The following is a 25,536-nucleotide window of genomic DNA, read 5'->3' as shown; positions in this document are numbered from 1 at the left end:
TGCAGGCGGTGGGCGGTCGGAGAGCTGTCCGCCGCCTGGGGTGGCGAGTCCGGTCGCCGTCCGTGTTCGTCACCAACCACGACACCGAACGCAACGTGGTGCCGTCACCCGCCTGCCGGGCCCGACGCCAGTTCCTTCATGCCCGTCGCCGTGCCGATCGCCACCACCAGTTCCGGCAGTTCGCGCAGCATCCGGCGGGCGACGGAGACCGCTACGGCGGAGGACGCCTCCAGCAGCAAGCCCTGCTCGGCGAGGCGGCGCTGTTCGGCCACGAACTCCTTCTCGGCCACCGCGACGGCCGTGCCGCCGGACCGCCACAGCGCGTCCAGCCCCTGCCAGCACGGGCGTTCCTCGCCGAGTGAGAAGGCGGCGGTGGGGTGGCTCTCCACGCGCGTACGCTCCTGGGCCGCGCGGTCGGCGTGGCGCAGGGCGGCGGTGAAGGGGGCCGCCCCGGCGGGCTCGGCGGCCACCATCCGCGGCGCCGCGGACACCAGGCCGGCCGCGGACAGCTCCCGGAAGCCACGCTCGATCCCGGACAGCAGGTCGGCCCGGCAGGTCGGTACGACCACGGCGCCGATCCGCCGGCCGGCGAAGTCGCGTGCCAGCTCGTACGCCACCGACTTGTAGCCCTCGTCGGCGTACGGATTGCCGCCGGGGGAGGGTGCGGAGAAGCTGGTGAGCGGATACCAGCCGTGCTCCTCGACGGCCCGCGCCATCGCGGCGTTGCGGGCCAGGAAGCCGCCCTCGACCTGCACCTGCTCGGCGCCCAGCAGGTCCATCTGCGCGGCCAGCGCGGGCGGCACGCCCTCGTCGGTGAAGACCACGCACCGCAGCCCGGCCCGGCCCGCGTAGGCGGCCGCCGCCGCGCCCGCGTTGCCGGACGACGCGGCGACGACCGTGTCGGCGCCGGTCTCCAGCGCGGCGGCCACGCCCACCGCCATCGCCCGGTCCTTGTGCGAGCCGGTCGGGTTGCCGCCCTCGTACTTGACCCACAACTCGCTGCCGCACTCCGGCGCGAGCCCGTCGCCGAGCGCGGCCGGGTCGGTGCGCAGCCGTACCGTGGGGGTGTCGCCCTCGCCGAGCGTCACCGGAGGGCCGCTGACCGGCAGGGTTTCCGGCCAGCCCCACGGGCCGCCCGGGTACGAGGACAGCTCCAGGCCCTCCAGATCGGCCAGCGGCGGCATCGCGTTGGCCCCGATGCCCTCCGCCGCGCACCGGGGGCAGCCGGTGAAACCCCTCACCTCCTGGCCGCAGCGCAGGCAGTGCAGGCTGCTCGGGCCCTGGGCGGAGCCGGCCGTCGTCATGGTGCCCCCTCGTTCCGTCGCCGTTCGTCGCCGGTGTCCGCGATGGCTTACGTCCCCACTGTACGGCGGTGTGACCGTCGTACAGGGAAGCGGGCGGTCCCGTGTCCGTGTCCGTCGGCGGATGGGGCAGCCGGGGCGGGGGAGACATGGTGTGGTGGCACGTCGGCCCGGGGTTCCCTGTCCCGGCGCGGGTACGGCTATGGTCCCGCGCGTACTCCTGACGTACCGTCAATTCCTTCCGCGGAAACGGTCGCCGCCGAGGCGGAACCGCGCGCCCCGTGGCCACCGGACCGCGCCCGCCCGCGCGTCCAGGAGGTGTCCCGTGACCGACCGGCCGATCGCGCTCGACGAATACCCGGTCCACCAAGTGCCGCTGTCCATGCGGTACGTCGCCACCGGCGACCGCAACGCCTACGACCGCTGCATCTTCCACGTCATGGACCACTCCGGTCGCGCGCTGCTCGTCGCCGGTCTCGGGGTCTACCCCAACACCGGTGTCATCGACGCCTACGCCACCTTGCGGCTCGGCGACCGCCTGCACGCCGTACGGGCCTCCGACGCGCTCACCGACGACCGCCTGGCCCTCACGGTCGGGCCGCTGACGATCACCGTCGACCGGCCACTCGAACGGCTGCGGCTGCACTGCGCCGCCGACCCGGCCGACCCCGACGGCCTCTCCTGCGACCTCGTGTGGCACGCCGCCTTCCCCGCCGTCTGGGAACCGCACCACACCCAGTACCGCGGCGGACGGCTCGTCCTCGAAGGCCGCCGGTTCGTCCAGGCGGGCACCTGCACCGGCATCATCCACGCCGGCGGCGAGCGGCTGACCGTGACGGCGGGGGAGTGGACCGGCACCCGGGACCGCAGTTGGGGCGTGCGGCCGATCCCCGGCGAGGACGGTGGGCGAGCTGCCGAGGAAGCGCGGCCGGAGGGCTTCCACTGGATCTGGTGCCCGGTCCGCTTCGACGACCGGTTCGTGATGGTCGTCGTCCAGGAGGACGCCGACGGGCACCGTACGCTCAACGAGGCCCTGCTCGTCCGCAACAGCACCCACGACGTCCAACTCGGCTGGCCGCACGCCGACATCACCTACCGGCCGGGCACCCGTCACCCCGAGCGCGCCGTGCTGCACCTCACCGACCCGTCCCGCAAGCCGCTCGAACTCGCCGCCGAGATCCTCACCTCCTCGCCCCTGGCCGTCGGCGCGGGCTATCCGCCCGCCGGCGACTGGCAGCACGGCACCTGGCGCGGGCGCGGCTGGACCGACCGCCGCACCTACGACCTCGCCGACCCCGCCGCCCATCCGCGGGCGGCCTACGGGGTCACCGACCACGCGGCCCGCTTCACCCTCGACGGCCGTACCGGCTACGGGATCTTCGAGCACGGCAGCTTCGGCCGCCATGATCCCAGCGGGTTCACGGGGTATGCGGATGTGGCGGCGGGCGTCGCCACGTCGCATGACGAGGGTGTGGCACCGGTCCGCCCGGAGACCCCGGAAGGCCGGTCGTGAGCGGCGCGCCCCGGCCCCGCACCTCCACCCGCGACCCGGGCGAGCTGACCCGGCGGCTGTCGGCGTGGCTGGCCACCCGCCTGCCCGGTGCCCGCGCGGTCTCCGCGACCGTGCCCGCCTCCAACGGCATGTCCAGCGAGACCCTGCTCTTCGACATCGACCACCCCCGTCCGCCCGTCCGTTCCTGCGCCCTGCGCCTGGCTGCCGACCCCGCCGCTTACACGGTATTCCCCACCTATGACATGGCCCGCCAGTACCGCACGCTGCGCCTGGTGGCCGAGCACACCGACGTGCCCGTGCCGCGCACACTGTGGCTGGAGGAGGATCCGGAGCCGCTCGGCGCGCCGTTCTTCGTGATGGAGCGCGCCGAGGGCCGTGTGCCGCCGGACGTCATGCCGTATACGTACGAAGGGAGTTGGCTGCACGCCGCCACCGAAGCGGAACACGCCGAGCTGGAGGCGGGTACGGTCTCCGTCCTTGCCCGGATCCATGATCAGGTGCCCGTCGGGGAAGCTGAGTTCCTCGCTCTGCCGGGCCGTGGGAGCGCACTGCGGCGGCATGTGGCGGCCCAACGGGCGTACTACGCCTGGGTCGTCGCCGGGCGGGAGCCGTCCCCGCTGATCGAGCGCGGCTTCGCCTGGCTCGCCGACCACTGGCCGGCGGAGACCGGGGAGGCCGACGAGACCGTACTGACCTGGGGCGACGCGCGGATCGGCAACATCGTCTACGACGGTTTCAGGCCAGCGGCCGTGCTGGACTGGGAGATGGCCGTGCCCGGCCCGCGCGAACTGGACCTCGGCTGGCTGATCTATCTGCACCGGTTCTTCCAGGATCTGGCGGAGAGCGGCGGTCAGCGGGGGCTGCCCGGTCTGCTGCGCCGCGACCGTATGGAGGAACGGTACGCCCGGCTCACCGGTCACACACCGCGCGCCATGGACTTCCACACCCTCTACGCGGCCCTGCGGCACGCCGTCGTCATGCTGCGCGTGGCGTACCGCCAGGTCCATTTCGGGGAGATGCCCGTACCCGCCGACCCGGACGCGCTGATCCTGCACCGGGCCGCGCTGGAGGCGATGATCGAGGGCCGTTATCGGCGCTGGTGAGGGCCGTTACGGGGGGAGCGGTCCGGCGGCGCTCCGGGAGCAGGAGGTGCCGGGGCGCCGCGGGAGGTGCAGGGGCGGCGTGAGCGGCCCCGTCGGCCACCCGCTCGTGCCGGCCGGACGCGGGCCTTCCGTACGGACGCGGGTCTTCCGTAACGGACGCAGGGCTCCTGTACGGACGCGGCCCTCAGGCCCGGCGTATCCGCGGCACGCGCGTCGGCCGCGTACCCGGGCCGCCCACGTGCGAGAACGGCTGCCGGCGCCAGTCCAGCCCCTCCGGCAGGGTCAGCAGCACGCCGGCGTCCTGCTCCTGGGCCTCCAGCGAGTCGTCCGCCGAGGGGGCGTCGGCCACCGGCCGCCCCGAGCCCTCGCACACCGACAGGCAGAAGGGGTTCCAGGGCGTCGGGCACAGCGCGTGCTCGGGCAGGGTGTCCTCGTCGGCCAGCATCGCGATCGGCTGGGCGCAGTCCGGGCAGGTCACCCGGAAGATCTCCATGGTCTCGAAGGAGTCGTACGGATCGCCCTCGTCGACGAAGCCGGGACCGTCGCCCTCCTCGGCGTCGAGGCCGAGCGGCACGGTCGTGGTCTTCAGACGTCGCATGATGGTCATCCCCCTCGGGTGGGCCGTACGGGCCGCCGGCTTCCTGTGACGGGCGGCTCCGGCCAACAGCAGCAATTCCCCTCATGCCCCGCGCATAATCGCCGAGCCCCGCGGGATACGGGGGCACGCCTGTGGCGTTGGTCACACGGGCGGCGCGGGCGCGGCCGTGATCCGGCGTACGGTGCGCACACGCGCCCGAGCACAGTAGGTTGATCGGGTGGAGGAGTTGGACCGACAAATCGTGGATCTGCTCGTCAAGGACGGGCGGATGAGCTACACCGACCTGGGCAAGGCCACCGGCCTGTCCACTTCGGCGGTGCACCAGCGGGTGCGCCGTCTGGAGCAGCGCGGTGTCATTCGCGGCTATGCCGCCATCGTGGACCCGGAGGCGGTGGGGCTGCCGTTGACCGCGTTCATCTCGGTCAAACCCTTCGACCCCAGTGCCCCGGACGACATCGCCGACCGGCTGGCCGAGGTGCCCGAGCTGGAGGCGTGTCACAGCGTCGCGGGTGACGAGAACTACATCCTGAAGGTGCGGGTGGCCACGCCCCTGGAGCTGGAACACCTGCTGACCCGTATCCGCACGCTGGCCGGGGTCTCGACCAGGACCACGGTCGTGCTCTCCACGCCGTACGAGGCCCGGCCGCCGCGCATCTGACGCCCGCCCGGCGCGCGGGCAGCCGTCCGGCGCGTACGGGCGCCCGTCCGGCGTATGCCCGGGGCGCTCGGAGCGTGTGCCCCGGGCGTGCGCCGGAGCCGGGCGCTCCGGCGCGCGGGCGCCGCGCGGCAAGATCCCGACCCCGCGCGCGGGCCCGCCGCCCGCAGGGGCCAAACTGTCCGCTATGAGTGAGCGCACCCCCGACCCGGCCCGGCCCCGTACCGTCCTGCTGCGCGGCGGAGAGGTCCACAGTCCCGCCGACCCCTTCGCCACCGCCATGGTGGTCGAGGGCGACAGCGTCGCCTGGGTCGGCGAGGAAGGCGCCGCCGACTCCTTCGCCGACGGCGTGGACGAGGTCGTCCACCTCGACGGCGCGCTCGTCACCCCGGCGTTCACGGACGCACACGTGCACACGACGGCCACCGGCCTCGCGCTCACCGGCCTGGACCTGTCCGGAGCCCGCACGCTCCCGGACGCGCTGGCCCGGGTACGGGACCACGTGGCGGCCCGCCCGGCCGACCGGATCCTTCTGGGGCACGGCTGGGACGCCACCGCCTGGCCCGAGGGCCGGCCGCCGTCCCGCGCCGAACTCGACGCGGCCGCCGGCGGCCGCCCGCTCTACCTGACCCGCGTCGACGTGCACTCCGCGGTCGTCACCACGGCCCTCCTCGACCTCGTCCCCGGCATCCGTGACCGGTCCGGATTCCACGCCGAGCAGCCGCTGACCGGCGACGCGCACCACGCCGTGCGGGCCGCCGCGTACGCCACCGTCACCCCCGCCCAGCGCGACGCCGCCCAGGCCGCGGCCCTCGCGCACGCGGCCTCCCAGGGCATCGGCACGCTCCACGAGTGCGCCGGACCGGAGATCTCCAGCGAGGACGACCTCACCGCCCTGCTGGCCCGCGCCGCCCGCGAGGCAGGCCCGCGCGTCGTCGGCTACTGGGCCGAGACCGTAACGAGCGCAAAGGACGCCGACCGCGTCCGCGCCCTCGGCGCGATCGGCGCCGCCGGTGACCTCTTCGCCGACGGCTCCCTCGGCTCGCACACCGCCCACCTGCACGCCCCGTACGCCGACGCCGGCCACACCGGCACCGCCCACCTGGACGCCGACGCCGTGGCCGCCCACGTCGCGGCCTGCACCGAGGCCGGTCTCCAGGCCGGGTTCCACGCCATCGGCGACGCCGCGCTGAGCGCCGTCACCGAGGGCGTGCGGGCCGCCGCCGACCGCGTCGGCCTGGGCCGGATCCGCGCCGCCCGGCACCGCGTCGAGCACGCCGAGATGCTCACCGAGGCCACCGTCGCGGCCTTCGCCGAGTTCGCCCTCACCGCTTCCGTACAGCCCGCCTTCGACGCGGCCTGGGGCGGCGAGGACGGCATGTACGCCACCCGGCTCGGCGCCGAACGCGCCCGCACCCTCAACCCGTACGCCGCGCTGCTGCGGGCCGGCGTCCCGCTCGCCCTCGGCTCCGACAGCCCCGTCACCCCGCTGGACCCGTGGGGCACGGTGCGGGCCGCCGTCTTCCACCGCACCCGCGAGCACGGCATCTCCGCCCGCGCCGCCTTCACCGCGCACACCCGCGGCGGCTGGCGTGCGATCGGCCGCGACGACGCGGGCGTCCTGGTGCCCGGCGCGCCCGCCGACTACGCGGTCTGGCGCACCGGCGACCTCGTCGTCCAGGCTCCCGACGAGCGGGTCGAGCGCTGGTCCACCGACCCCCGCTCCGGCACCCCGGGCCTGCCCGACCTGACCCCCGGCCGGGACCTGCCCGGCTGCCTGTGGACGGTGGTCGGCGGTCGCACGGTGTACGGACGGCCGAACGAGTGACTTCAGGCGGGCGCGTGCCGCCTCGGGACGCGCCCGGGGGCGCCTGCCCCACCTGGGAGAGCGGGCGCCGGCCTGGGGCGACGCGAAAACCACGCGGTCCGGGCAACTGTTGACAGCAGACGGTCGGCGGCCGGTAGGTTCGGCCGAGTCCACCACAGGACGTCAGACCGGAAGACCTCCGCGCAGTCGTCGAACGCAGCTGGGCCATGGGACGGGGTGCCGCACCGGCACTCCGTCACTGGGAGCCAGGTCCAGCACCCGCGGAACGGGGACGACGGAAAGGTTTCGTCCGGATGGGGGTCCCTCCCTGCTCGTCAAGGGCCAGGGGGAAGGTGCGACCCGGGTGGGGCCCGGTTGCTCAGTAGACAACGGCTCTCGGTCGACCCGCAGCCAGCGGGTCCCAGGTCGGCCCGAAGGGCGCCGGGCCCCGATCCGCACCGCAGGTCGGTGCCCGCTCTCTTCCCCGCCGCACGCGGGCGGCGCAGCTTATACCCGTCGGCACCCCCGGTCCGCAATCGCACAACCCCGTTGTACGGTCTGCACACCACTGCATGACCTGCAAGGAAGGCCGCGACCGTGCCCGACACCACCGCACGACCCGCAAGGGAGGCCGGGACCGTGCCATCGGGCTCCGACACCCCCGCACCAGCCGTGCCAGGGCGCGGCCGCCGGCTCGCGGCGCTGGTCCGCCGCGAGGCACCGCGTACGGTGCTCGCCGTGCTGAGCGGCCTCGCGCTGGCGCTGGCCTTCCCGCCGTACGACCTGTGGCCGCTGTCCCTCGTCGGCGTCGCGGCCCTCGGCCTGCTGACCCGTGGCAGGACGGCCCGTCAGGGCGCCTGGACCGGCCTCGCGTTCGGCCTGCCGTTCTTCTTCATGCTGCTGAAGTGGCTGCACGTCGTCGGCTGGGACGCGGTGTTCGGACTGGCCCTCGTACAGGCGCTGTACACGGTCCTGCTCGGTGCGGGCCTCGCCGTGACCTCCCGCCTGAAGTACGCGCCCGTGTGGGCCGCCTGTCTGTGGGTCACCGAGGAGTGGGTACGCGACCGGGTGCCCTTCGGCGGCTTCCCGTGGGGACGGCTCGCCTTCGCCAACACCGGTTCGCCCTTCACCCCGCTCGCGGCCCTGGGCGGCGCCCCGCTGGTGACCTTCGCCGTCGCCCTGAGCGGCGCTCTGCTGGCCGCGGCGGCCGCCGTCCTGTGGCGGCTGCGCCGCGGGCCCGGCAGGTCCGTACGGGCGGCGCTGCCCGCCGTGGAGGCGGTCGGCCTGGCCGCCGCGGTCACCGTGTCGGGACTCCTGGTCCCGGTGCACACCGACGCGGACGACCACGTGGACATCGCCGTCGTCCAGGGCAACGTGCAGCGGCCCGGCATGGACTTCCTCGGCCGCCCGATGCAGATCCTCGACAACCACGCCACCGCCACGGAGCAACTGGCCGCCGACGTGAAGGCGGGCAAGGCCAAGAAGCCGGACCTGGTGATCTGGCCCGAGAACGCCTCGGACCTGGACCCGTTCCGCTATCCGCAGGCGTACGACCGGATCGACGAGGCGGTCAAGGCGATCGGTGTGCCCGTCCTCGTAGGGGCTCTGGTCGACCACCCGGACAAGCGGGGCTACGTCTTCAACCAGGGCATCGTCTGGGACCCGAAGAAGGGCCCCGGCGCCTCGTACACCAAGCAGCACCCGGTGCCGTTCGGCGAGTACGTGCCGTTCCGGGAGCAGCTCAGCAAGATCATCACACGGTTCCAGCGGGTGCCGCGCGACTTCTACCCCGGCGACCGCACCGGCGTCCTCGACGTCGGGTCCGCCCGGCTCGGCGACGTCATCTGCTTCGAGGTCGCCTACGACGAGATCGTCCACGACACGGTGGACGCGGGCGCCCGCGCCCTCGTCGTCCAGACCAACAACGCCACCTACGGACGCACCGGACAGCCCGAGCAGCAGCTCGCCATGTCCAAGCTGCGCGCCGTGGAGCACGGCCGTGCCGTCGTCACGGCGGCCACCAGCGGGATCAGCGCGGTGGTGGCCCCGGACGGTACGGTCACCCACAAGATCCCGGAGTTCACCCGAGGGGTGCTGCGGGCGAGCCTGCCGCTGCGTGACGAAAAGACCGTGGCCGACCGCGTCGGTGCCCTTCCCGAGTGGGCGCTCGCTATCGTGGGGCTTCTGTCCTGCGTCGCCGCGACAGTCATCGGCCGGCGCGGGCGTACGAAGGACGAGAAGGGGCAGCAGTGACAGACGGCGGTCAGCGGAAGTACGGTCCGCTCGGGACCACCTTGGTGATCATTCCGACCTACAACGAGGCGGAGAACATCAAACCGATCGTCTCGCGGGTACGGACCTCCGTGCCCGAGGCGCACATCCTCGTCGCGGACGACAACAGCCCGGACGGTACGGGCAAGGTCGCCGACGAGCTGGCGGCGGCGGACGATCACGTCCAGGTGCTGCACCGCAAGGGCAAGGAAGGGCTCGGCGCCGCCTATCTGGCGGGCTTCCGCTGGGGCATCGAGCACGGCTTCGGCGTCCTGGTGGAGATGGACGCGGACGGCTCCCACCGCCCCGAGGAGCTGCCGCGGCTGCTCACCGCCCTCAAGGGCGCCGACCTCGTGCTCGGCTCCCGCTGGGTGCCCGGCGGCCGGGTGGTCAACTGGCCCAAGCACCGCGAGTACCTCTCCCGGGGCGGCAGCACGTACTGCCGGGCCATGCTGGACGTACCGCTGCGCGACGTCACCGGCGGCTACCGGGCCTTCCGCAAGGAGACCCTGGAAGGGCTCGGTCTGGACGAGGTGTCCTCGCAGGGCTACTGCTTCCAGGTCGACCTGGCGCGCCGCGCCGTCGAGAGCGGCTTCCACGTCGTCGAGGTCCCCATCACCTTCGTCGAACGCGAGCGCGGCGACAGCAAGATGAGCAAGGACATCGTCGTGGAGGCCCTGTGGCGGGTCACCGGCTGGGGTGTCGGCTCCCGGGTCAACAAGCTCCGCGGGCGCTGAGGGCGGGCGCCGGGCTCCCGGGAGGGGGTCCGGCCCGTGTCTGCGCCTCCCGTGGCCAGGGCGCGGGTGTGCCGGGCGTTCGCGGGCGCACACGCTAGGCCGGTCGGGCGGAGTGTTCCGGGCCCGGCCGGGCCTCCTTGCCGGGACCGAGTTTTGCGGTCGCATGATCGGGAAACTCGCGCCATATGGTGCAAATCGGCTACACGATGATGACTGAGCAAGCAGGCCCGCGTGATCTCGTCGACCACGTCGTCCGGGCCGAGGAGACCGGGTTCGACTTCTCGGTGACCTCCGACCACTACGCCCCCTGGCTGGAGTCCCAGGGCCACGCCCCGTACGCCTGGAGCGTGCTGGGCGCCGCGGCGCAGGCCACCTCCCGCATCCCGCTGATGACGTACGTGACCTGCCCGACGGTGCGCTACCACCCGGCGGTCGTCGCGCAGAAGGCCGCGACCATGCAACTGCTCTCCGGCGGCCGCTTCCGCCTGGGCCTGGGCGCGGGCGAGAACCTCAACGAGCACGTCGTCGGACGCGGCTGGCCGGGCAAGACCACCCGGCACGAGATGTTCACCGAGGCCCTGGAGATCATCCGGGCGCTCTTCGAGGGCGGCACCGTCAGCTACCACGGCAACCACTTCGACGTGGACTCCGCCAGGCTCTGGGACCTGCCCGACCAGGCCCCGCCGATCGGTGTGGCCGTGTCGGGGGAGCGGTCCTGCGAGATCGCCGGCCGCCTCGGCGACCTGGTCATCGCGACCGAGCCGAAGGGCGAGCTGATCAGCTCCTTCGAGAAGCACGGTGGCAAGGGCAAGCCCCGGGTGGGTCAGCTTCCCATCTGCTACGACCCCGACCGGGACGCCGCCGTGAAGCGCGCCCACGACCAGTTCCGCTGGTTCGCAGGCGGCTGGAAGGTCAACTCCGAGCTGCCGGACCCGGCCGGGTTCGCCGGGGCCACCCAGTTCGTCCGGCCGGAGGACGTCGCCGAGACGATCCCGTGCGGCGACAACGTGGACGACTTCGTCGAGGCGGTGCGCCCGTACGCGGAGGCCGGATTCACGGAGATCGCCGTGGTCCAGGTCGGCGGCGACCACCAGCGTGAGTTCTTCGACTGGGCGGAGAAGAAGCTGCTGCCCGCGCTGCGGGAGCTGTGAGCGCGCCGGGAGCCCCGCGGAACGGTTGACCGCGGGGCTCCCGGGCCGCTCGGCAGGGAGCGCGCCGTGCGGCGCGCGGACCCGCCGCATCAGTCGGCGGGCTCGTCCGGGGTCGGCTTGTCGGTCTGTGTGTCATGGTCGTGCGCCGCGCCCCGGCGGCCCGTACCGGAGACGTCGGTGTCGGGCACGTCGGTGTGCTCCGAACGGTCGTCCCCGTCGTCCGGGCTCCGGCCCTCCCACGGGTCCGGCGCGCCCTGCGGGTCCGCCTGCTGGTCCGGCAGGTCCCGGGGAATGGCGCTGCCGCCCTGCTCCGGTGTCTCGCTGCGCTTGTCCATCGTGTTCGGCCTCCTTGTGAGAGGGGCGGGTAGAGGTGTGATGTCCGGTACGGGTGCCCGACAGGCGCGGCCACATGCGTTCCGGAGCGATCAGGACCGTACGGAAACGGCCGTACGGAGAAGTACGGGCGAAAGGAGACGGCGATGGCAGCGGTGACGTCGAAGGAGCTGGTCATGGTGCTGGACTGTGCCGACCGGGAGGCACTGGCGGACTTCTGGAGCCAGGCCCTCGGCTACCGGATCACGCGCACCACACCGCCGTACACCGCCCTGACGGACCCGGAGGGCCGCGGCCCCGAACTGCTCCTCCAGCAGGTGCCCGAGCCCAAGCAGGGCAAGAACCGGATGCACCTCGACCTGCGGGTGCCCGCCATGGAACCCGCGCTGAGCAGGGTGGTGGCCCTGGGCGCGCGGGTCCTGCGCGGCCCGTTCGACGACGCCGGCTGCCCGACCACGGTCCTCGCCGACCCGGAGGGCAACGAGTTCTGCCTGATCGTCTTCGAGAGCGCGTGAGGTGCCCGGAAGCCACCCGCGGGCGGGCCCGGCGGCCGGAGCCAGGCACACTTGGACCATGACGTTCGCAGCCACGCCGCCGCCCAGCTCCCGTCCGCCCCAGCGCTCGCGCGCCCGCCGGTTCGTCCCGTTGGGCATCGCCGCCTGGCTGGTGCTGGAGATCTGGCTGCTGACGCTGGTCGCCGACGCGGCGGGCGGTCTGACGGTGCTTCTTCTGCTGCTGGCCGGGGTGGTCGCCGGCGGGTACGTGATCAAGCGGGCGGGCCGGCGGGCCTGGAAGAACCTCACGGAGACCATGCAGGCGGGCGGCGACCCCGCGGCCTCGTCGGGCGCGTCCGCGAAGCCGGGGGAGCGGGCCTCCTCGGGCAGCGGGAACACGCTGCCCATGCTCGGCGGGCTGCTGCTGATGTTCCCCGGCCTGGCCACCGACGTCGCCGGGCTGCTCTGCCTCTTCCCGCCCACCCGCAAACTGCTCCACCGCCGCGCTGAGCGCTTCCTGACCCGCCAGGCACGCCGTACGCCCGGCTCCCTCGGCGACGCCTTCCAGCAGGCCCGTATGCACCAGCCGGACGGCAAGGTCGTCCAGGGCGAGGTCGTACGCGAGGACGAAGGGCCCGCCCCGCGGCGTGAGGACCCGCCGCTGACGCGCTGAGCGCGGTAACTGGGAGCGGGACAGGGCGGATTGACCGCTCGGGCGTACGGCGTGTGTGCGAGGAGTCACGCCGTGTGGTGGTGAGGTGGAATCCGCGGCAGGCAAGAGGCAGGGCGCGGGCACGAGAGAAGCCCCGGCCAGTCGGGGGGAACTGGCCGGGCGGACTGAGGGTGCGGATACCGATGGCGGTCGCCTCTCGGCGAAAGGCTCCGTGGGGCTTCAGCCGAACGATCTTCCCCACGGGCGAATGGTGAGGCCCGGGGACACTGTCCCACCGGCACCCGCACCCGTTACAGCGCTCCGGCTCCGCGGATGATTCCGCAGGTGGGGGTGACCTGACGCACATCGGGGGCGGGCATGGAAACGGGCCGGGGCCACTGCGTGGTGCAGTGGCCCCGGCCCGTTCGCGCGTCCGTTCGTCAGGCGGACTTGCGATTGTTGTTGTTGTCGCGCGGATGCACGGCAATGTTCATGGTGCCGGAGCGCAGGACGGCCAGCCGTTCGGCCAGCACTTCCTCCAGCTCCTCGCGGGTGCGCCGCTCCATGAGCATGTCCCAGTGCGTACGTGCGGGCTTGCCCTTCTTTTCCTCAGGCCCATCGCCATCCACCAGGAGGGCTTGTGCACCACAAACCTTGCACTCCCACTCGGATGGAATCTCGGCCTCTACCGAGAACGGCATCTCAAAGCGATGTCCGTTCTGGCATGCGTACTCCACCGCCTGGCGCGGGGCCAGGTCGATGCCGCGGTCGGTCTCGTAGCTGGTCACCACAAGTCGCGTGCCGCGAAGAGCTCGCTCACTCATGAATCGTGCCTCCCGGGCTTGTCGCCCACAGGACAGGTGTCGCTGTCGTCGTCATCCGGTCAACGTCCGGTCGGCGGTGAAGATTCCCGTCACCGGGAGATGTGCCCACTCGTCGCCCACCACCGCCTGATGGAGGCGCTGCGCGCCGCTGCCTTCCTTCGTGCCGCCCCTTGTTGTACCCACCAATGCCCGGTTTGTCACATCTGGCAGCAGATGTCACCCAGCGCTTTCCACAGTTCAGCGCGCAGTAACGGTCCGCCTGGTGAGCCAAAGGCGTACACTACCGGCCCGCAGCCCCCACGCCTAAATCCGGGTCCCCCTCGGCGCGACCGTCCCACTCCGGTAACGGCTCGTCAGGGCGGTGCGGACGCCGCTTCCGAGAGGACGCGGGCCTCACTCCGAGTGCCAGCACCCCCGGGCGGTGAGCACCTCCCGCAGGGCGCCGATGTCGTCGGTCATGATCCCGTCGACGCCGAGGTCCAGCAGGGCCGCCATCTGCCGTGGATCATTCACCGTCCACACGTGCACCTGCAAACGCCACGCGTGCGCGGCCCGGATCAGCAGCGGATCGACCACGCGGATGCCGGACTGCCGCTCCGGCACCTGCACACACACCGCGTTGCGCCGGACCGCCGCCCCCAGCAGCCGGTCCAGGGGTACGCCCCGTCCGTACGAGCGCACCCGCAGTCCCAGCACGCCGCGCGTCCCGAGCGACGTCGCCAGCCGCGGGCCGGCCAGCCGCTGGGCCCGCGCGACGCGGGCCTCCGAGAACGAGCCGACGCACACCCGGTCCCAGGCGTCCGTACGCCGCAGCAGGTCCAGCAGCGGCCGGAGCGCCGCCTCCGCCTTGATGTCGACGTTCCAGCGGGCCTGCGGGAACTCCTCCAGCAGCTCCTCGAAGAGCGGCAGCGGCTCCCGGCCCGCCACCCGGGCCCGGCGGACGGCCTGCCAGGGGAGCCGGCCGATCGCCCCGCCCCGGTCGGTGACCCGGTCCAGCGTGGCGTCGTGGAAGGCCACGAGCCGGCCGTCCGACGTCGCGTGCACGTCGGTCTCCAGATAGCGGTAGCCGAGCGCCACCGCGCGCCGGAAGGCCGCGGCGGTGTTCTCCAGCCCGTCCGCGGCGCCGCCCCGGTGGGCGAAGGCGAGCGGGGCCGGGTGGTCGAGGAAGGGGTGCCGTACGGGGAACCCGCGGGTGGTCAACTGCTGGGAGCGCATTGGCCAGAGGATATACAGGACGGGCGGGACGGCCGTCGGCAACCGGCCACGGAGCGGGGCGGCCTGCGGAGCCGCGCCCGGGAGGACGCGCGGTACGGCGCCTCCCGGCCCGTCGCCCTCAGCGCAGCGTCTCGCCCGGAAGATCGAGGATCCGCTCCGCCACGGTCTCCAACTGGGCGAGGTCGTGCCGCGGACTCTCTTCGGGCGGAACCGGCCCGGCGTAGCTGGACAGGAACGTGTCCAGGACGACGTACGGGACGCCCAGCTCCGCCAGCGCCTCCAGGTCGGCACGGACCTGGTCGACCGTGCCGTGGCCCGGCAGCCGGGACTCCGGCTCCACCGGCCGCTCCGTGAGGTGCAGCGCGATCCGGGGCGTCACCGCGGGCGTCGGCCGGCCGGCCGCTTCCGCCGCGGCCTCCAGGACCGGCAGCCGCTCGCGGATCGCGTCCGCGCCCAGCGTGTACGGATGCCAGGCGTCCCCGAACCGCCCGGCCCGGCGCAGCGCGGCGTCGCTGAGGCCGCCGACCCAGACCGGCGGATGCGGGGCGCGGACCGGGCCGGGACCGGTGGTGATATCCGTATAGGCGACGTGCTCGCCCTGGAAGGAGACCACCGGCTGCGTCCAGTGCTCCTTGATACAGGCGAGGTACTCGTCGGTGATCCGGCCGCGGGACGCGTAGTCGATGCCGAGCGCCGCGTACTCCTGCCGTGACCAGCCGAGGCCCACGCCGAACACCAGCCGCCCGCCGCTGAACCGGTCCAGGTTCGCGGTCACGCGGGCGGTCTGCAGGGGGTGGCGGTACGGGAGGACCACGACCGTCGTGCCCAGCTCGATGGTGCTGGTCCGGCCCGCGAGCCAGGCCAGCGTGGTGAACGGATCGTAGAACGGCGGCGGGAAGGCGCCCGCGACCTCCGGGGGCAGCGTCACATGGTCGGAGATCATCGCCAGGTGGTAGCCCAGCTCCTCGGCGCCGCGCACCCACGTCTCGATGCTTTCGGGGGTGGTGCCCTCCCCGTAGTTGAGGACGTTGATGCCGATCTTCACAGTCGCTCCCCTCGGTTGCTGCACCCCTCGTCGCCGGGCAGCAAAAGGCCAGGTCAAAGGGGTGGTTGATAGGGGGAGCGTAACAGTCGGCGCCGGTGGGGCCGGGGACGTGAGGCGATAAATCGGTACAAGGGTAAGGGAGTTGTTCCCGAGGGGCCGCGAGGGCGGTGGAGGCTGGGGCCTCAGGAGAGCGGCGCGGGCGCGGCGGCCGGAGCGGGCTCGGACGACGCCACCACGCGGCCGCTCTGCCCGCCGATCGTGAAGAAGCGCAGCGAGAACTGCGCCAGCGGCCCGATGGCCAGTGCGTACAGCACGGTGCCCACGCCCACCGAGCCCCGAGGACGAAGCCGACGGCGAGCACCGAGACCTCGATGCACGTCCGTACGAGCCGCAGCGGCCGGCCCGTACGGCGGTGCAGGCCGGTCATCAGTCCGTCCCGCGGGCCGGGCCCGAAACGGGCGGAGATGTAGAGCCCCGTCGCCATGCCGTTCAGCAGGATCGCGAAGGCGAGCAGCGGGATGCGGACGGCGAGCGTGGTGATCTCCGGTACGAGCGTGAGCGTCGCGTCCATCACCAGCCCGAGGATCACGACGTTGGAGACCGTCCCGAGCCCGGGACGCTGCCGCAGTGGAATCCACAGCAGCAGGATCAGCACGCCGGAGACGATCGTGACGGTGCCGATCGACAGGCCGGTGTGGCGGGAAATGCCCTGGTTGAGGACGCTCCACGGCTCCAGGCCGAGCCCCGCGCGCAACTGCAGGCCCATGCTCAGGCCGTACAGGACCAGCCCGGTGTAGAGGTGGACGAGGCGGCGCGGCAGCCGCCGGCCGGGCGTGGGGTCCGCGCGGTGGCCGGACGTCGCGTCCACCTCGCTGTCGCTCGCGCCCTCCACGGCGCCGGACCTCCGGGTGCTGAACAAAATCTTCCCCCTCCTGGCATGATTGGACTGGCGCATGACACTCTGTGGCTCGGAGATGATCAGTTTCCAGGGCCAATCCGGGAAAGGTGGACTGCTCACGATGGCGCAGTGGACTTCAGCGGTGGGGGCGTCGCAACTCGCCCGGCTGCTCCGGTCGCAGGACACCCGCGACGCCGTGGCACCGGCCGGCCGCCGGATCCCCGCCTACCGCGGCCTCGCGGACGGCGTCCGCCTCCTCGTCCTGGAGGGCCGGGTGCCGGTCGCCGCCCGCCTCCCCGCGGAACGCGAACTGGCCGCCGCGCTCTCCGTGAGCCGCACCACCGTCGCCGCCGCCTACGAAGCGCTGCGCGCCGAAGGGTTCCTGGAGTCCCGCCGCGGCTCCGGTAGCTGGACCGCCGTCCCCGCGGGCAACCCGCTGCCCACCCGCGGCCTGGAGCCGCTGCCCCCGGAGGCGGCCAGCTCCATGATCGACCTCGGCTGCGCGGCCCTCCCGGCCCCCGAGCCCTGGCTGACGCGCGGAGTCCAGGGCGCCATGGAACACCTCCCGCTGTACGCGCACACCCACGGCGACTACCCGGCCGGCCTGCCGGCCCTGCGCCAGGCGCTCGCCGACCGCTACACCGCCCGCGGCATCCCCACGATGCCCGAGCAGATCATGGTCACCACCGGCGCGATGGGCGCGGTGGCCGCCATCTGCCGCCAGATCACCCGCCCCGGCGAACGGGTCGCGGTCGACTCCCCGTCGTACGCCAACATCCTCCAGTTGATGCGCGACGCCGGCGCCCGGCTCGTCCCCGTCGCCCTCGCCGACCGCCTCGCCGGCTGGGACATCCCGGCCTGGCGCCAGGTCATGCGGGACGCCGCGCCCCGGATGGCGTACGTCGTCGCCGACTTCCACAACCCGACCGGCACCCTCGCCACCGAGGACCAGCGCCGCCGCCTGGTGGACGCCGCCCGCGCGGCCGGCACGGTCCTGGTCGTCGACGAGACCATGGCCGAACTCCGTCTGGACGACATCGAGATGCCGCGCTCCGTCTGCGCCTTCGACCCGGCGGGCAGCAACGTCATCACGGTCGGCTCCGTCAGCAAGGCGTTCTGGGCGGGGATGCGCATCGGCTGGGTACGGGCCGCCCCCGACCTCATCCGCAGCCTGGTCGCCGCCCGCGCCTTCGCCGACCTCGGCTCGCCGGTCCTCGAACAGCTCGCCATCATCTCGCTCCTGGAGGGTGACGGCTGGGAACAGGCCGTGGAGATCCGCCGCGCCCAGGCCCGCGAGAACCGCGACGCGATCGTCGCCGCGCTCCGACGCCACCTGCCCGACTGGGAGTTCAGCGTGCCGGACGGCGGCCTCACCCTGTGGGCACGGACCGGCGGCCTCTCCGGCTCGCGGATCGCGGAGGCGGGGGAGCGGCTCGGCGTACGGGTCCCGTCGGGGCCGCGGTTCGGCGTGGACGGCGCGTTCGAAGGCTTCGTCCGGCTGCCCTTCACCGTCAGCGGAGCCGTGGCCGACGAGGCCGCGTCCCGGCTGGCCGCCGCCGCCCGGCATGTGGCGACCGGGACGGCCGCCGGGGAGGTGGAGGGGCCGCACAGCTTTGTGGCGTGAGGGGGCGCGGTCGCGACTCCAGGGCGTGGCCCCCGGTGTGGTCAGTGGTCACCTTGTGCCGGTACGCAGGTCCGTGAGCCCCGGGTCTTCCAGTGCACCCGCCCCGTCTCGTCCTCGTAGGACGGCTCCGGCCAGTTCACCACCGGAAGCTCCGGCAGGCCGAGCCACGGTGCGACGCAGGCGTTCGCGTCGTACACGTCGTGGCCCACACCAACGTGCAAGGCAGGGCCGTCAGCCGGGGCCCGTGGGCCGGATCGATCCTGCTGATCAGCGGGATGGTGCCGGCTTCTCGGGGCTGCCGCCGCCCTGAGTCGTACGTCGGGTACCCGCCGGGAAGCTCTTGCCGGGACGCGCCGAAGGGGATGAGAGGGCCGTCTACGTCGAGGAAGAGGGGCGGAAGCCGGGTGTCGATCACAGGGGAACGGTAACGGGACCGCTGCGGCTTCCGGCGGGGTGCGGCGGGGCCATGAGTGCGGCTCTGGCCTCGTACGAGGAGGCGTTCCGTGTCACGGCGCACGAATCGCACGTGGAGATCCGGGCACAGGCGGAACGTACGGCTCCGGCCCTGGCGCCCGACGGTCACTGGGGACGGAGTCCCGGCGGGAGCGGGACGGCGGGGCGCCGGTCGAGCTCAGCCCTCCGCGCGCCCCGCGTCGACCGTGCGGTGCGCCGGTGCCGGCCCGGAGGGGTCGGTGATCTTCTCGGGGGTGGGCGGCGCGGCCGGGCCGACGCCGAACAGGACGTCCACCCCGACGGCACCGCCTGCGACGGTTCCGCCCTCCGCGCCCGGGACGGCACCACCCGCGACGGCCCCATCCGTACCGCTCGCGACGGCATCATCCGTCCCGCTCGTGCCGTCCGACCGAGCCAGGCCGACCGCCGCGCTCAAGTCTTCGGTCGCGTCCTCCCCCATCGCGGCCGCGGGCTCCGGAAGCAGGTCCAGTACGGCCTGCCGGTGCGCCTCGCTCGTGGCGTCGTCGTACGGGTCCGGGGTGGCCGGGACCTGGAGGCGCAGCACCGGTCCGCTGCCCAGCCGCGCGTAGCCGCGCCCCGGCGGTACGTCGGCGGCCGGTGTGGTGTGCGGCGGCGCGCCGAGCACCGCCTGCACGTCCTCCGGCGTGGCCGGTCCCAGGACGACCCTGGCCCGGGTGTGCGTCAGCACCGGCTCGCTCAGCAGTCCGGCACAGTCGAGCTGGTCGCCCACCACCACCGTGACGTAGGCCGCCCGGCCGTGCCGCAACGGCACGTGCAGCAGTTGCTGCGGGTCGTCCCGCCCCTCGGCCGCCGAGAGATGGGCCAGCGCGGAGGGCCGGTCCAGAATGATCCACAACGGCCAGCGGATGTCGTCCGGAGCCTGCCGCCCGGCCTGCCGCGCGCGGTTCGCGGTGATCAGCCGCCGCTCGGTCTCGTGCGCCGCCCACTCCAGCGTCGCCATCGCCCCCGACAGCCCGGACTCGACGCCCATCACACCGGTCCGCCCCGCCAGACACGCGTACTCGCCGGTCCCGCTACCGTCGATCACCAGGACGTCGCCGTACGGCAGGGCCTGCAGCGCGATGGACCGCAGCAGCGTCGTGGTACCGGCGCCCGGCTGCCCCAGCACGAGCAGGTGCGGCTCGGTCGACCGCAGACCGGTCCGCCACACGACGGGCGGCACGTCACGCGTCTCCTCCCCGGCCTCCACCGGCAGCGTCCGCTGGACGGCGCCGGCGTCGGTGAAACCGAGGACCGTCTCGCCGTGCGTCGTCACGAACCGCTGCGCCACGATGTCGGTCGGCAGCGGCGGCAGCACCGTCAGCGTGAGCTGGTTCGACTCCTCGTCCCACGCGAAGTGGTACTCCCTGCCGCGCCCCGACTTGGCGTACAGCACCTGCTCGATACGGGCCCGGGACGCCGCGTCGCCGTCGGTGAAGTACGCCGGGTACCGCAGCGTCAGCGAGGCCGGACGCCCGGCCTCGTCGAACGCGTACTCGGTGAAGGCGCTCTCCCAGTCCCCGTCGTGGGCGTACAGGGGGCTGGGATCGCCCTCGATCGCGAAGTACGGCACCAGTGCCTCGTACAGCGCCTGCAGGCGGCCGGTCTCCGCTTCCCCCGGACCGGCGGCGGGCTCCTCGGCCGGCTGCTGCTCCCGGCCCGCCCAGGCTGCCGCCGCCATCACCGTGACCAGCGCGAGCACGGGCCCGTACGGGACGAGCGCCACCGCCACGACGCTGCCGGCCGCGAGGAACAGCAGCGAGCCGCGCCGCTCCTTGGGTGTGTCGGACCAGCGCCGGCGGCCGGCGGCGATCAGCCGGCGCAGCCCCCGGGTGATGGTGATCAGCGGGTGGAACACGTCGGCCGCACCGTCCGCCGCGGTACGCGCGAACTCGCGCCCGCGCGCGATCGGCGCGCTGTCGGTCAGGATGCGGGGCAGTGGACGCCGGGCCACATCATCTCCTGGGGGATCGTGCGGAGGCCGCTCCGCCCGCCGGGGACCGCGGGCGGCCGGATGCCGCCGGGCAAGCGCGCGGCAGAGGACCGGAGGTCAGAGCTTGATGCCGCCCAGGAGGTTGGCCAGGCTCGCCCCGCCCGCCTTGATGCTCGGGGCGATCGCGGAACCCGCGAGGTAGAAGCCGAACAGGGCACAGACCAGGGCGTGGGACACCTTGAGCCCGTCCTTGCGGAAGAACAGGAAGACGATGATGCCGAGCAGAACGACGCCGGAGATGGACAGAATCATGGAGTTCTCTCCTCGGTGGTGGGGACGGTCACCATGAGTCCTTCCAGCCTCACAGCAAGTATCAAGCCGCAAAAAGCTGCGAACGGGTGATTCACCGGCGAAACCCCCCGGCCGGCGCAACCCAACTGCTCGGATGGCCCTCCGGGGCCGCATAATTGCAGGTCAGGTCGCTAGTGGCGGGAGTCGTGGCGAGCGTGGCGGGTGGGGCCGTCCGGGGGGCGTGAGGGCGCGGGCCCGGGGCGCGCGGTGGTGCGGTACCGGGCCGGGCGCCGGGTCTGGCACCGTGGGGGCAGCGGCGGCCGGTGACCGCCGCGCCGGACCGCAGGAGCCCTCCGTGACAGCCTTGCTCTCCGCGCTGTTCGCCCTGCTGACGGCCGTGGCCAACGCCACGGGCACCGTGCTCCAGCGGATCGCGGCACGCAAGGTGCCGCCCGGCGACGCCTTCAGCGTCCGGCTGTTCCGGCACCTGCTGCGCAGCCCGGCGTGGCTGGGCGGGATCGCCGTCATCGTCGGCGCCGCGGCGTGCCAGGCCCTGGCGCTGACGCTGGGTTCGCTGTCGCTGGTGCAGCCCATCCTCGTCACCGAGCTGCCGTTCACGCTGCTGGTCGCCAGTGCGGTGGCGCGGCGGCGGTTGCCCGCGATCGGCTGGGCGGCCTCGGTCATGGTGGCCGCCGGACTCGGCCTGGGGCTGGCCGCGGCCGCCCCGCACGGTGGCAGCACCGAGGACGTGTCCGCCGGGAAGTGGGTGCTGACGCTGCTCGTCTCCGGGGGCGTCATGGTCGCCTGCGTACTGGCCGCCCTGCCCAGGCCCCGCGGCAAGGCCCGTGCGGCCCTGTTCAGCTCCGCCTCCGCGATCGGTTACGCCCTGACCGCGACGCTGATGAAGGCGGCGACCGACTCCTTCGACCGGCACGGGCCCGGCGCGTTCTTCGCCGCCTGGCAGACGTACGCCTTCGTGGCGGCGGGCGCGTGCGCACTGTTCCTGCTGGCCAACGCCATGGAATCCGGGCCCCTGGTGGCGTCGCAGCCCGCCCTCACCCTGGGCGAGGCGCTGGTCAGCCTGGCCCTCGGGACCGTGGTGTACGGGGAGCGGGTCCGCACCGGCTGGTGGCTGGTCCTCGAAGGGCTCGGGGCCGTCATGGTCACGTGGGGTGTCGTGGTGCTGCCCCGGGCCGACACGGAGGGAGCGGAGGGGGAAGGGGACGGGGCTTCCGGGGGCGGGCGGTCCGGTAGCTGATCGGCGGCCGGGGGGCTCGCGGAGAAATACGGTGCCGGCGGCCATGAGCGACGGCTACCTTCCCGTCCATGGACGAACTCGCCTTGCTCAAGCGCTCCGACGGCCCGGTCACCCGGAGCCGCCTCGCCCGGGACCTGGCCGCGCTCGGCCTCGGCGACGGGGACACCGTGATGTTCCATACGCAGATGTCCGCCGTCGGCTATGTGGCAGGCGGCCCGGAGACGGTCATCGGAGCCCTCCGCGACGTCGTGGGCGAGCGGGGAACCCTGATGGTGACCTGCGGCTGGAACGACGCCCCGCCGTACGACTTCACCGACTGGCCGCAGACCTGGCAGGACGCGCTGCGGGCGGAGCACCCGGCGTACGACCCCGTGCTGAGCGAGGCGGACCACAACAACGGACGCCTCCCGGAAGCGCTGCGCCGCTGGCCCGGTGCCGTCCGCAGCCGTCACCCCGACGCGAGTTTCGCGGCGCTCGGCGCGGCGGCCACCGCGCTGATGGCCGACCATCCGTGGGACGACCCGCACGGCCCTGACAGCCCGCTGGCGCGGCTGGTCGCGATGGGCGGCCGGGTGCTTCTGCTGGGCGCCCCGCTGGACGCCCTCACGCTCCTGCACCACGCCGAGGCGCTGGCCGACGCGCCCGGTAAGCGGTTCGTGGACTACGAGCAGCCGATCCTCGTCGACGGGGAGCGGGTCTGGCGGCGGTTCCACGACATCGACTCGGAGGACGGGGCGTTCGACTACTCCGCCGTCGTACCCGAGGGAACGGAAGCGTTCGAGATCATCGGGCGGGACATGTGTGCCGCGGGCATCGGCCGCAGGGGGACGGTCGGTGCGGCCGACAGTCACCTTTTCGAAGCCCGTGACGTGGTCGACTTCGGCGTGGCCTGGATGGAGGAGAAGCTGGGCCGGGGGAGGGGACCCGGCGGATGATCACCTGGCGCCGGGTCACCGAAGGAGACTTTCCGCTCTTACGGCACTGGCTGGCACAGCCGCACGTGGCCCGGTGGTGGAACCACGACACGTCGGTGGCGGGGGTGGCGCGGGACTTCGGCCCGGTGGCCAGGGGCGAGGAACCCGCCGAGGACCTGCTCGTCCTCCTCGACGGCCGCCCCCTGGGCCTGGTCCAGCGGTCCCGGTTCGCCGACTACCCCGCGTACCGGGACGAGTTGGCCGCCGTCACCGAGGTGACCGGCGGGACGATGACCCTCGACTACCTCATCGGCGACCCGGAACAGGTGGGGCGGGGACACGGCCCGCGCATGATCAGGGCCCTCGTCCGGGCGACATGGCGCGACCATCCGTACGCCCCGGCCGTCCTGATCCCCGTACCGGTCGCCAACCGGGCCTCCTGGCGGACCCTGGAGAAGGCCGGACTGCGCCGCGTCGCGGAGGGCGAACTCGAACCGGACAGCCCCGCCGCCGGCCGCGCGCACTACGTCTACCGTGCGACGCGGCCGGCACGGCCGGGGGCAGCGGGTGCCGCGCGGCCGGGCAACGCGTGACGCGGAGGTCAGCCCTGGACCGGTGACGGGGCGGGCAACTGACCGAGGAAGTCGAGCAGCGCGGCGTTGACTTCGGCGGGCCGTTCCTGCTGGGTCCAGTGTCCGCAGCCCGGGAGGGTGATGCTGCGGTGCAGCTTCGGCGCGACCGTCTTGAGCGAGGCGAGGAGTTCGTCGATGCCGTGCAGCGACCTCACCATGTCGCGGTCCCCGCCGACGTACAGCGCGGGCTGGTCGATGCCGCGGCCGCGGAAGGCGGCCAGCAGCTCGTTGTTCCGCCCGATGTTCCGGTACCAGTTGAGGGGGCCGGTGAACGCCCGCTCCCCGTGGCCCGCGTAGTCGTGGACGAACGCGTCGATGTCGTCCGGGGTGAGCCAGGCGGGCAGGCGCTCCGGTTCGGGGACGGAGTCGATGAGGGTCACGCCGTCGGGAACGATCCAGGGGCGCGGGGCGGTGGTGGCGGGGTTGTCGCCCGAGCCGCTGGACAGGATGCGGCGGAACGTCGACGCCGGGTCCCGGGCCAGCTCCGCGTCGGCGACGCCCGGCTCCTGGAAGTAGCACTGGTAGAAGCCGTCTCCGTAGAGCCGCCGCGTGACCTCCGGCGGCGCCATGCCCGCGGGCAGGACGGGCGGCACACTGAGCCCGGCCACGGCCCGTACGACATCCGGACGGAGCATGGCCGTGACCCAGGCGACGGGCGCGCCCCAGTCGTGGCCGACGACGACGGCCTGTTCCTCGCCGAGGGCGTGGATCAGGGCGATCACGTCGCCGGCCAGGTGCAGCATGCTGTACGCGTCGGTGTCCGCGGGCTGCTCGCTGCGGGCGTAGCCGCGCTGGTCCGGCGCCACCACCCGGTATCCGGCCGCGGCGAGCGGGCCGAACTGGTGGCGCCAGGAGTACCAGCTCTCCGGGAATCCGTGCAGCAGCAGGACCAGCGGCCCCTCGCCCTGCTCGGCGATGTGCAGCGTGACTCCGTTGACTTCCACGGAGCGGTGCTTGACGGTGACGGTCACGTGTCCTCCGGCATCTCGGGGCGGCGGCCTGCGCCGTTGCCTGTCGTCCAGCGGGGAAAACCGATCGGTTTCCTCCGAGGGAACCGTAGACCGTGAAGCACTCTGGAACAGCACTCGGGGTACACCGACCGGTTTCGAGCAGGCGTGGGCAGCGCGGTACGCTCCCCGCATGTCCAGTACCGGCACGGCCTCCACCCGGGACCGGCTGCTCGACGCGGCGGCCGAACTCTTCTACCGCGAGGGCGCCTCCATCGGGGTCGAGACCCTGTGCCGGACGGCCGGGGTCTCCAAGCGCTCGATGTACCAGCTCTTCGACAGCAAGGACGAGGTCTTCGCGGCCAGCCTGCGGCGGCGCGCTCCCGCCTACGAGGAGCAACTCGCCCTGCGTAGCGTCGAAGCGGGCCCGCCGCGTACGCGCATCCTGTACGTCTTCGAACGGCTCGAAAAGCTGGCGGAGACGGCCGACTACCGGGGCTGCCCCTTCTTGGCCGCACAGGTCGAGCTCAAGGACCCCGCACACCCGGCGAGCATCGTCGCCGAGGAAGTGAAACGGCACCTGACCGACGCCTTCCGCGCCGAGGCGGAGCGGGGCGGGGCAGCCGACCCCGAGCTGCTGGCACGTCAACTGAGCCTGGTCTTCGACGGCGCGAGCGCGCGCGCCGGAGCGCGGGTGGAGAGCCTGGCCGGGCTGGCCGTGACCACAGCGGCGGCACTGCTCGACGCGGCGGGCGTGGTCTGACCGGCCCACAGGGAGCGCCCGCGTCGGTGGGATGTCACCGGCCGGGCGGCAGGGTGAGCGGCGCAGGCTCCGGCGCCAGGACGGCGTGTGCCCGGGTGAGGGC

23 protein-coding genes and 2 pseudogenes are annotated in these 25,536 nt (G+C 73.4%); 14 read left to right on the top strand and 11 right to left on the bottom strand.

Features of this window, described 5'->3' with window-relative positions; genetic code table 11:
* Positions 1–104: 104 nt before the first annotated feature.
* A complete protein-coding gene (locus EJG53_RS02035; RefSeq protein WP_125043302.1) occupies positions 105–1,304 on the bottom strand; it encodes a threonine synthase in 1,200 nt (399 codons plus the stop codon).
* Positions 1,305–1,626: 322 nt separating this feature from the next.
* Here EJG53_RS02035 and EJG53_RS02030 point away from each other — a divergent pair, with 322 nt between their 5' ends.
* A complete protein-coding gene (locus EJG53_RS02030; protein WP_244954924.1) occupies positions 1,627–2,814 on the top strand; it encodes a hypothetical protein in 1,188 nt (395 codons plus the stop codon).
* A complete protein-coding gene (locus EJG53_RS02025) occupies positions 2,811–3,917 on the top strand; it encodes a phosphotransferase family protein (protein ID WP_125043301.1) in 1,107 nt (368 codons plus the stop codon). Before EJG53_RS02030 ends, EJG53_RS02025 begins: the two co-directional genes overlap by 4 nt.
* 184 nt (positions 3,918–4,101) lie before the next feature.
* Here the strand turns inward: EJG53_RS02025 and EJG53_RS02020 are convergent, their stop codons facing one another.
* Positions 4,102–4,524, bottom strand: a complete 423-nt coding sequence (locus EJG53_RS02020; RefSeq protein ID WP_125043300.1) for a hypothetical protein — start codon at positions 4,522–4,524, stop codon at positions 4,102–4,104.
* 208 nt (positions 4,525–4,732) lie between these two features.
* On the opposite strand from EJG53_RS02020, the gene EJG53_RS02015 reads away from it, so the two are divergent.
* The 5 genes from EJG53_RS02015 to EJG53_RS01995 all read left to right on the top strand — a co-directional run bounded on the left by EJG53_RS02015 (position 4,733) and on the right by EJG53_RS01995 (position 11,136).
* A complete protein-coding gene (locus EJG53_RS02015; RefSeq protein WP_026170119.1) occupies positions 4,733–5,173 on the top strand; it encodes an Lrp/AsnC family transcriptional regulator in 441 nt (146 codons plus the stop codon).
* 184 nt (positions 5,174–5,357) lie between these two features.
* Positions 5,358–6,998: an amidohydrolase gene (locus EJG53_RS02010; RefSeq protein ID WP_125043299.1), complete on the top strand. Its 1,641-nt coding sequence runs from the start codon at positions 5,358–5,360 to the stop codon at positions 6,996–6,998.
* Positions 6,999–7,616: 618 nt separating this feature from the next.
* The gene (gene lnt, locus EJG53_RS02005) at positions 7,617–9,230 is read left to right on the top strand and encodes an apolipoprotein N-acyltransferase (RefSeq protein WP_125043298.1); all 1,614 of its coding nucleotides are present in this window, start codon (positions 7,617–7,619) and stop codon (positions 9,228–9,230) included.
* Entirely contained in the window at positions 9,227–9,985 is a 759-nt protein-coding gene (locus tag EJG53_RS02000) for a polyprenol monophosphomannose synthase (RefSeq protein ID WP_125043297.1), read from the top strand. Before lnt ends, EJG53_RS02000 begins: the two co-directional genes overlap by 4 nt.
* 185 nt (positions 9,986–10,170) lie before the next feature.
* Complete coding sequence (locus EJG53_RS01995) at positions 10,171–11,136, top strand: LLM class F420-dependent oxidoreductase (RefSeq protein WP_125043296.1); 966 nt, start codon at positions 10,171–10,173, stop codon at positions 11,134–11,136.
* Between the two features lie 89 nt (positions 11,137–11,225).
* On the opposite strand, the gene EJG53_RS01990 is transcribed toward EJG53_RS01995, so the two are convergent.
* On the bottom strand, positions 11,226–11,471 hold the full coding sequence (locus EJG53_RS01990; RefSeq protein ID WP_125043295.1) for a hypothetical protein: 246 nt from the start codon (positions 11,469–11,471) through the stop codon (positions 11,226–11,228).
* A 144-nt stretch (positions 11,472–11,615) separates the two neighbouring features.
* Between EJG53_RS01990 and EJG53_RS01985 the strand changes: the two genes are divergently transcribed.
* Positions 11,616–11,984 (top strand): VOC family protein, encoded by a 369-nt coding sequence (locus EJG53_RS01985; protein ID WP_031000328.1) that lies wholly within the window; start codon positions 11,616–11,618, stop codon positions 11,982–11,984.
* A gap of 58 nt (positions 11,985–12,042) precedes the next feature.
* Positions 12,043–12,636 carry an FxsA family membrane protein gene (fxsA, locus tag EJG53_RS01980; protein ID WP_125043294.1) on the top strand — a complete coding sequence of 198 codons (594 nt, stop codon included), beginning with the start codon at positions 12,043–12,045 and terminating at the stop codon, positions 12,634–12,636.
* A 419-nt stretch (positions 12,637–13,055) separates the two neighbouring features.
* Here fxsA and EJG53_RS01975 read toward each other — a convergent pair whose 3' ends face one another.
* The 4 genes and pseudogenes from EJG53_RS01975 to yczE form a co-directional block, all read right to left on the bottom strand.
* On the bottom strand, positions 13,056–13,439 hold the full coding sequence (locus EJG53_RS01975; protein ID WP_031000331.1) for an RNA polymerase-binding protein RbpA: 384 nt from the start codon (positions 13,437–13,439) through the stop codon (positions 13,056–13,058).
* A 393-nt stretch (positions 13,440–13,832) separates the two neighbouring features.
* Positions 13,833–14,654, bottom strand: coding sequence for a glycerophosphodiester phosphodiesterase family protein (locus tag EJG53_RS01970; protein ID WP_125043293.1), 822 nt, complete (start codon positions 14,652–14,654; stop codon positions 13,833–13,835).
* A 118-nt stretch (positions 14,655–14,772) separates the two neighbouring features.
* Positions 14,773–15,699 (bottom strand): LLM class F420-dependent oxidoreductase, encoded by a 927-nt coding sequence (locus EJG53_RS01965; protein WP_125043292.1) that lies wholly within the window; start codon positions 15,697–15,699, stop codon positions 14,773–14,775.
* Between the two features lie 182 nt (positions 15,700–15,881).
* Positions 15,882–16,465 (bottom strand): annotated as a pseudogene (gene yczE / locus EJG53_RS01960) (membrane protein YczE).
* A 253-nt stretch (positions 16,466–16,718) separates the two neighbouring features.
* Here yczE and EJG53_RS01955 point away from each other — a divergent pair.
* A complete protein-coding gene (locus tag EJG53_RS01955) occupies positions 16,719–18,221 on the top strand; it encodes an SCO1417 family PLP biosynthesis transcription factor (RefSeq protein ID WP_125043291.1) in 1,503 nt (500 codons plus the stop codon).
* Positions 18,222–18,301: 80 nt separating this feature from the next.
* On the opposite strand, the pseudogene EJG53_RS42050 reads toward EJG53_RS01955, so the two are convergent.
* The 3 genes and pseudogenes from EJG53_RS42050 to EJG53_RS01940 form a co-directional block, all read right to left on the bottom strand.
* Positions 18,302–18,633, bottom strand: a pseudogene (locus tag EJG53_RS42050) (hypothetical protein); the annotation flags it as partial.
* Positions 18,634–18,852: 219 nt separating this feature from the next.
* Complete coding sequence (locus EJG53_RS01945) at positions 18,853–20,649, bottom strand: ABC transporter ATP-binding protein (RefSeq protein ID WP_244954923.1); 1,797 nt, start codon at positions 20,647–20,649, stop codon at positions 18,853–18,855.
* A 96-nt stretch (positions 20,650–20,745) separates the two neighbouring features.
* Positions 20,746–20,940: a hypothetical protein gene (locus EJG53_RS01940; RefSeq protein WP_030019622.1), complete on the bottom strand. Its 195-nt coding sequence runs from the start codon at positions 20,938–20,940 to the stop codon at positions 20,746–20,748.
* A gap of 334 nt (positions 20,941–21,274) precedes the next feature.
* Between EJG53_RS01940 and EJG53_RS01935 the strand changes: the two genes are divergently transcribed.
* The 3 genes from EJG53_RS01935 (at position 21,275) to EJG53_RS01925 (ending at position 23,684) form a co-directional block, all read left to right on the top strand.
* The gene (locus tag EJG53_RS01935; protein WP_125043290.1) at positions 21,275–22,177 is read left to right on the top strand and encodes a DMT family transporter; all 903 of its coding nucleotides are present in this window, start codon (positions 21,275–21,277) and stop codon (positions 22,175–22,177) included.
* A gap of 68 nt (positions 22,178–22,245) precedes the next feature.
* The gene (aac(3), locus tag EJG53_RS01930) at positions 22,246–23,112 is read left to right on the top strand and encodes an aminoglycoside 3-N-acetyltransferase (RefSeq protein ID WP_125043289.1); all 867 of its coding nucleotides are present in this window, start codon (positions 22,246–22,248) and stop codon (positions 23,110–23,112) included.
* Complete coding sequence (locus EJG53_RS01925) at positions 23,109–23,684, top strand: GNAT family N-acetyltransferase (RefSeq protein ID WP_125043288.1); 576 nt, start codon at positions 23,109–23,111, stop codon at positions 23,682–23,684. Before aac(3) ends, EJG53_RS01925 begins: the two co-directional genes overlap by 4 nt.
* 8 nt (positions 23,685–23,692) lie before the next feature.
* On the opposite strand, the gene EJG53_RS01920 is transcribed toward EJG53_RS01925, so the two are convergent.
* Positions 23,693–24,694 (bottom strand): alpha/beta fold hydrolase, encoded by a 1,002-nt coding sequence (locus EJG53_RS01920; RefSeq protein ID WP_244954922.1) that lies wholly within the window; start codon positions 24,692–24,694, stop codon positions 23,693–23,695.
* A gap of 169 nt (positions 24,695–24,863) precedes the next feature.
* On the opposite strand from EJG53_RS01920, the gene EJG53_RS01915 reads away from it, so the two are divergent.
* Positions 24,864–25,433 carry a TetR/AcrR family transcriptional regulator gene (locus tag EJG53_RS01915; RefSeq protein WP_125043286.1) on the top strand — a complete coding sequence of 190 codons (570 nt, stop codon included), beginning with the start codon at positions 24,864–24,866 and terminating at the stop codon, positions 25,431–25,433.
* Positions 25,434–25,536 lie beyond the last annotated feature (103 nt).

Origin of the sequence: Streptomyces chrestomyceticus JCM 4735 (assembly GCF_003865135.1) — a bacterium.
Lineage (GTDB): Bacteria > Actinomycetota > Actinomycetes > Streptomycetales > Streptomycetaceae > Streptomyces > Streptomyces chrestomyceticus.
The sequence above is the reverse complement of the archived record's forward strand: the minus strand, read 5'-3'. Positions and strand labels throughout refer to the sequence as shown.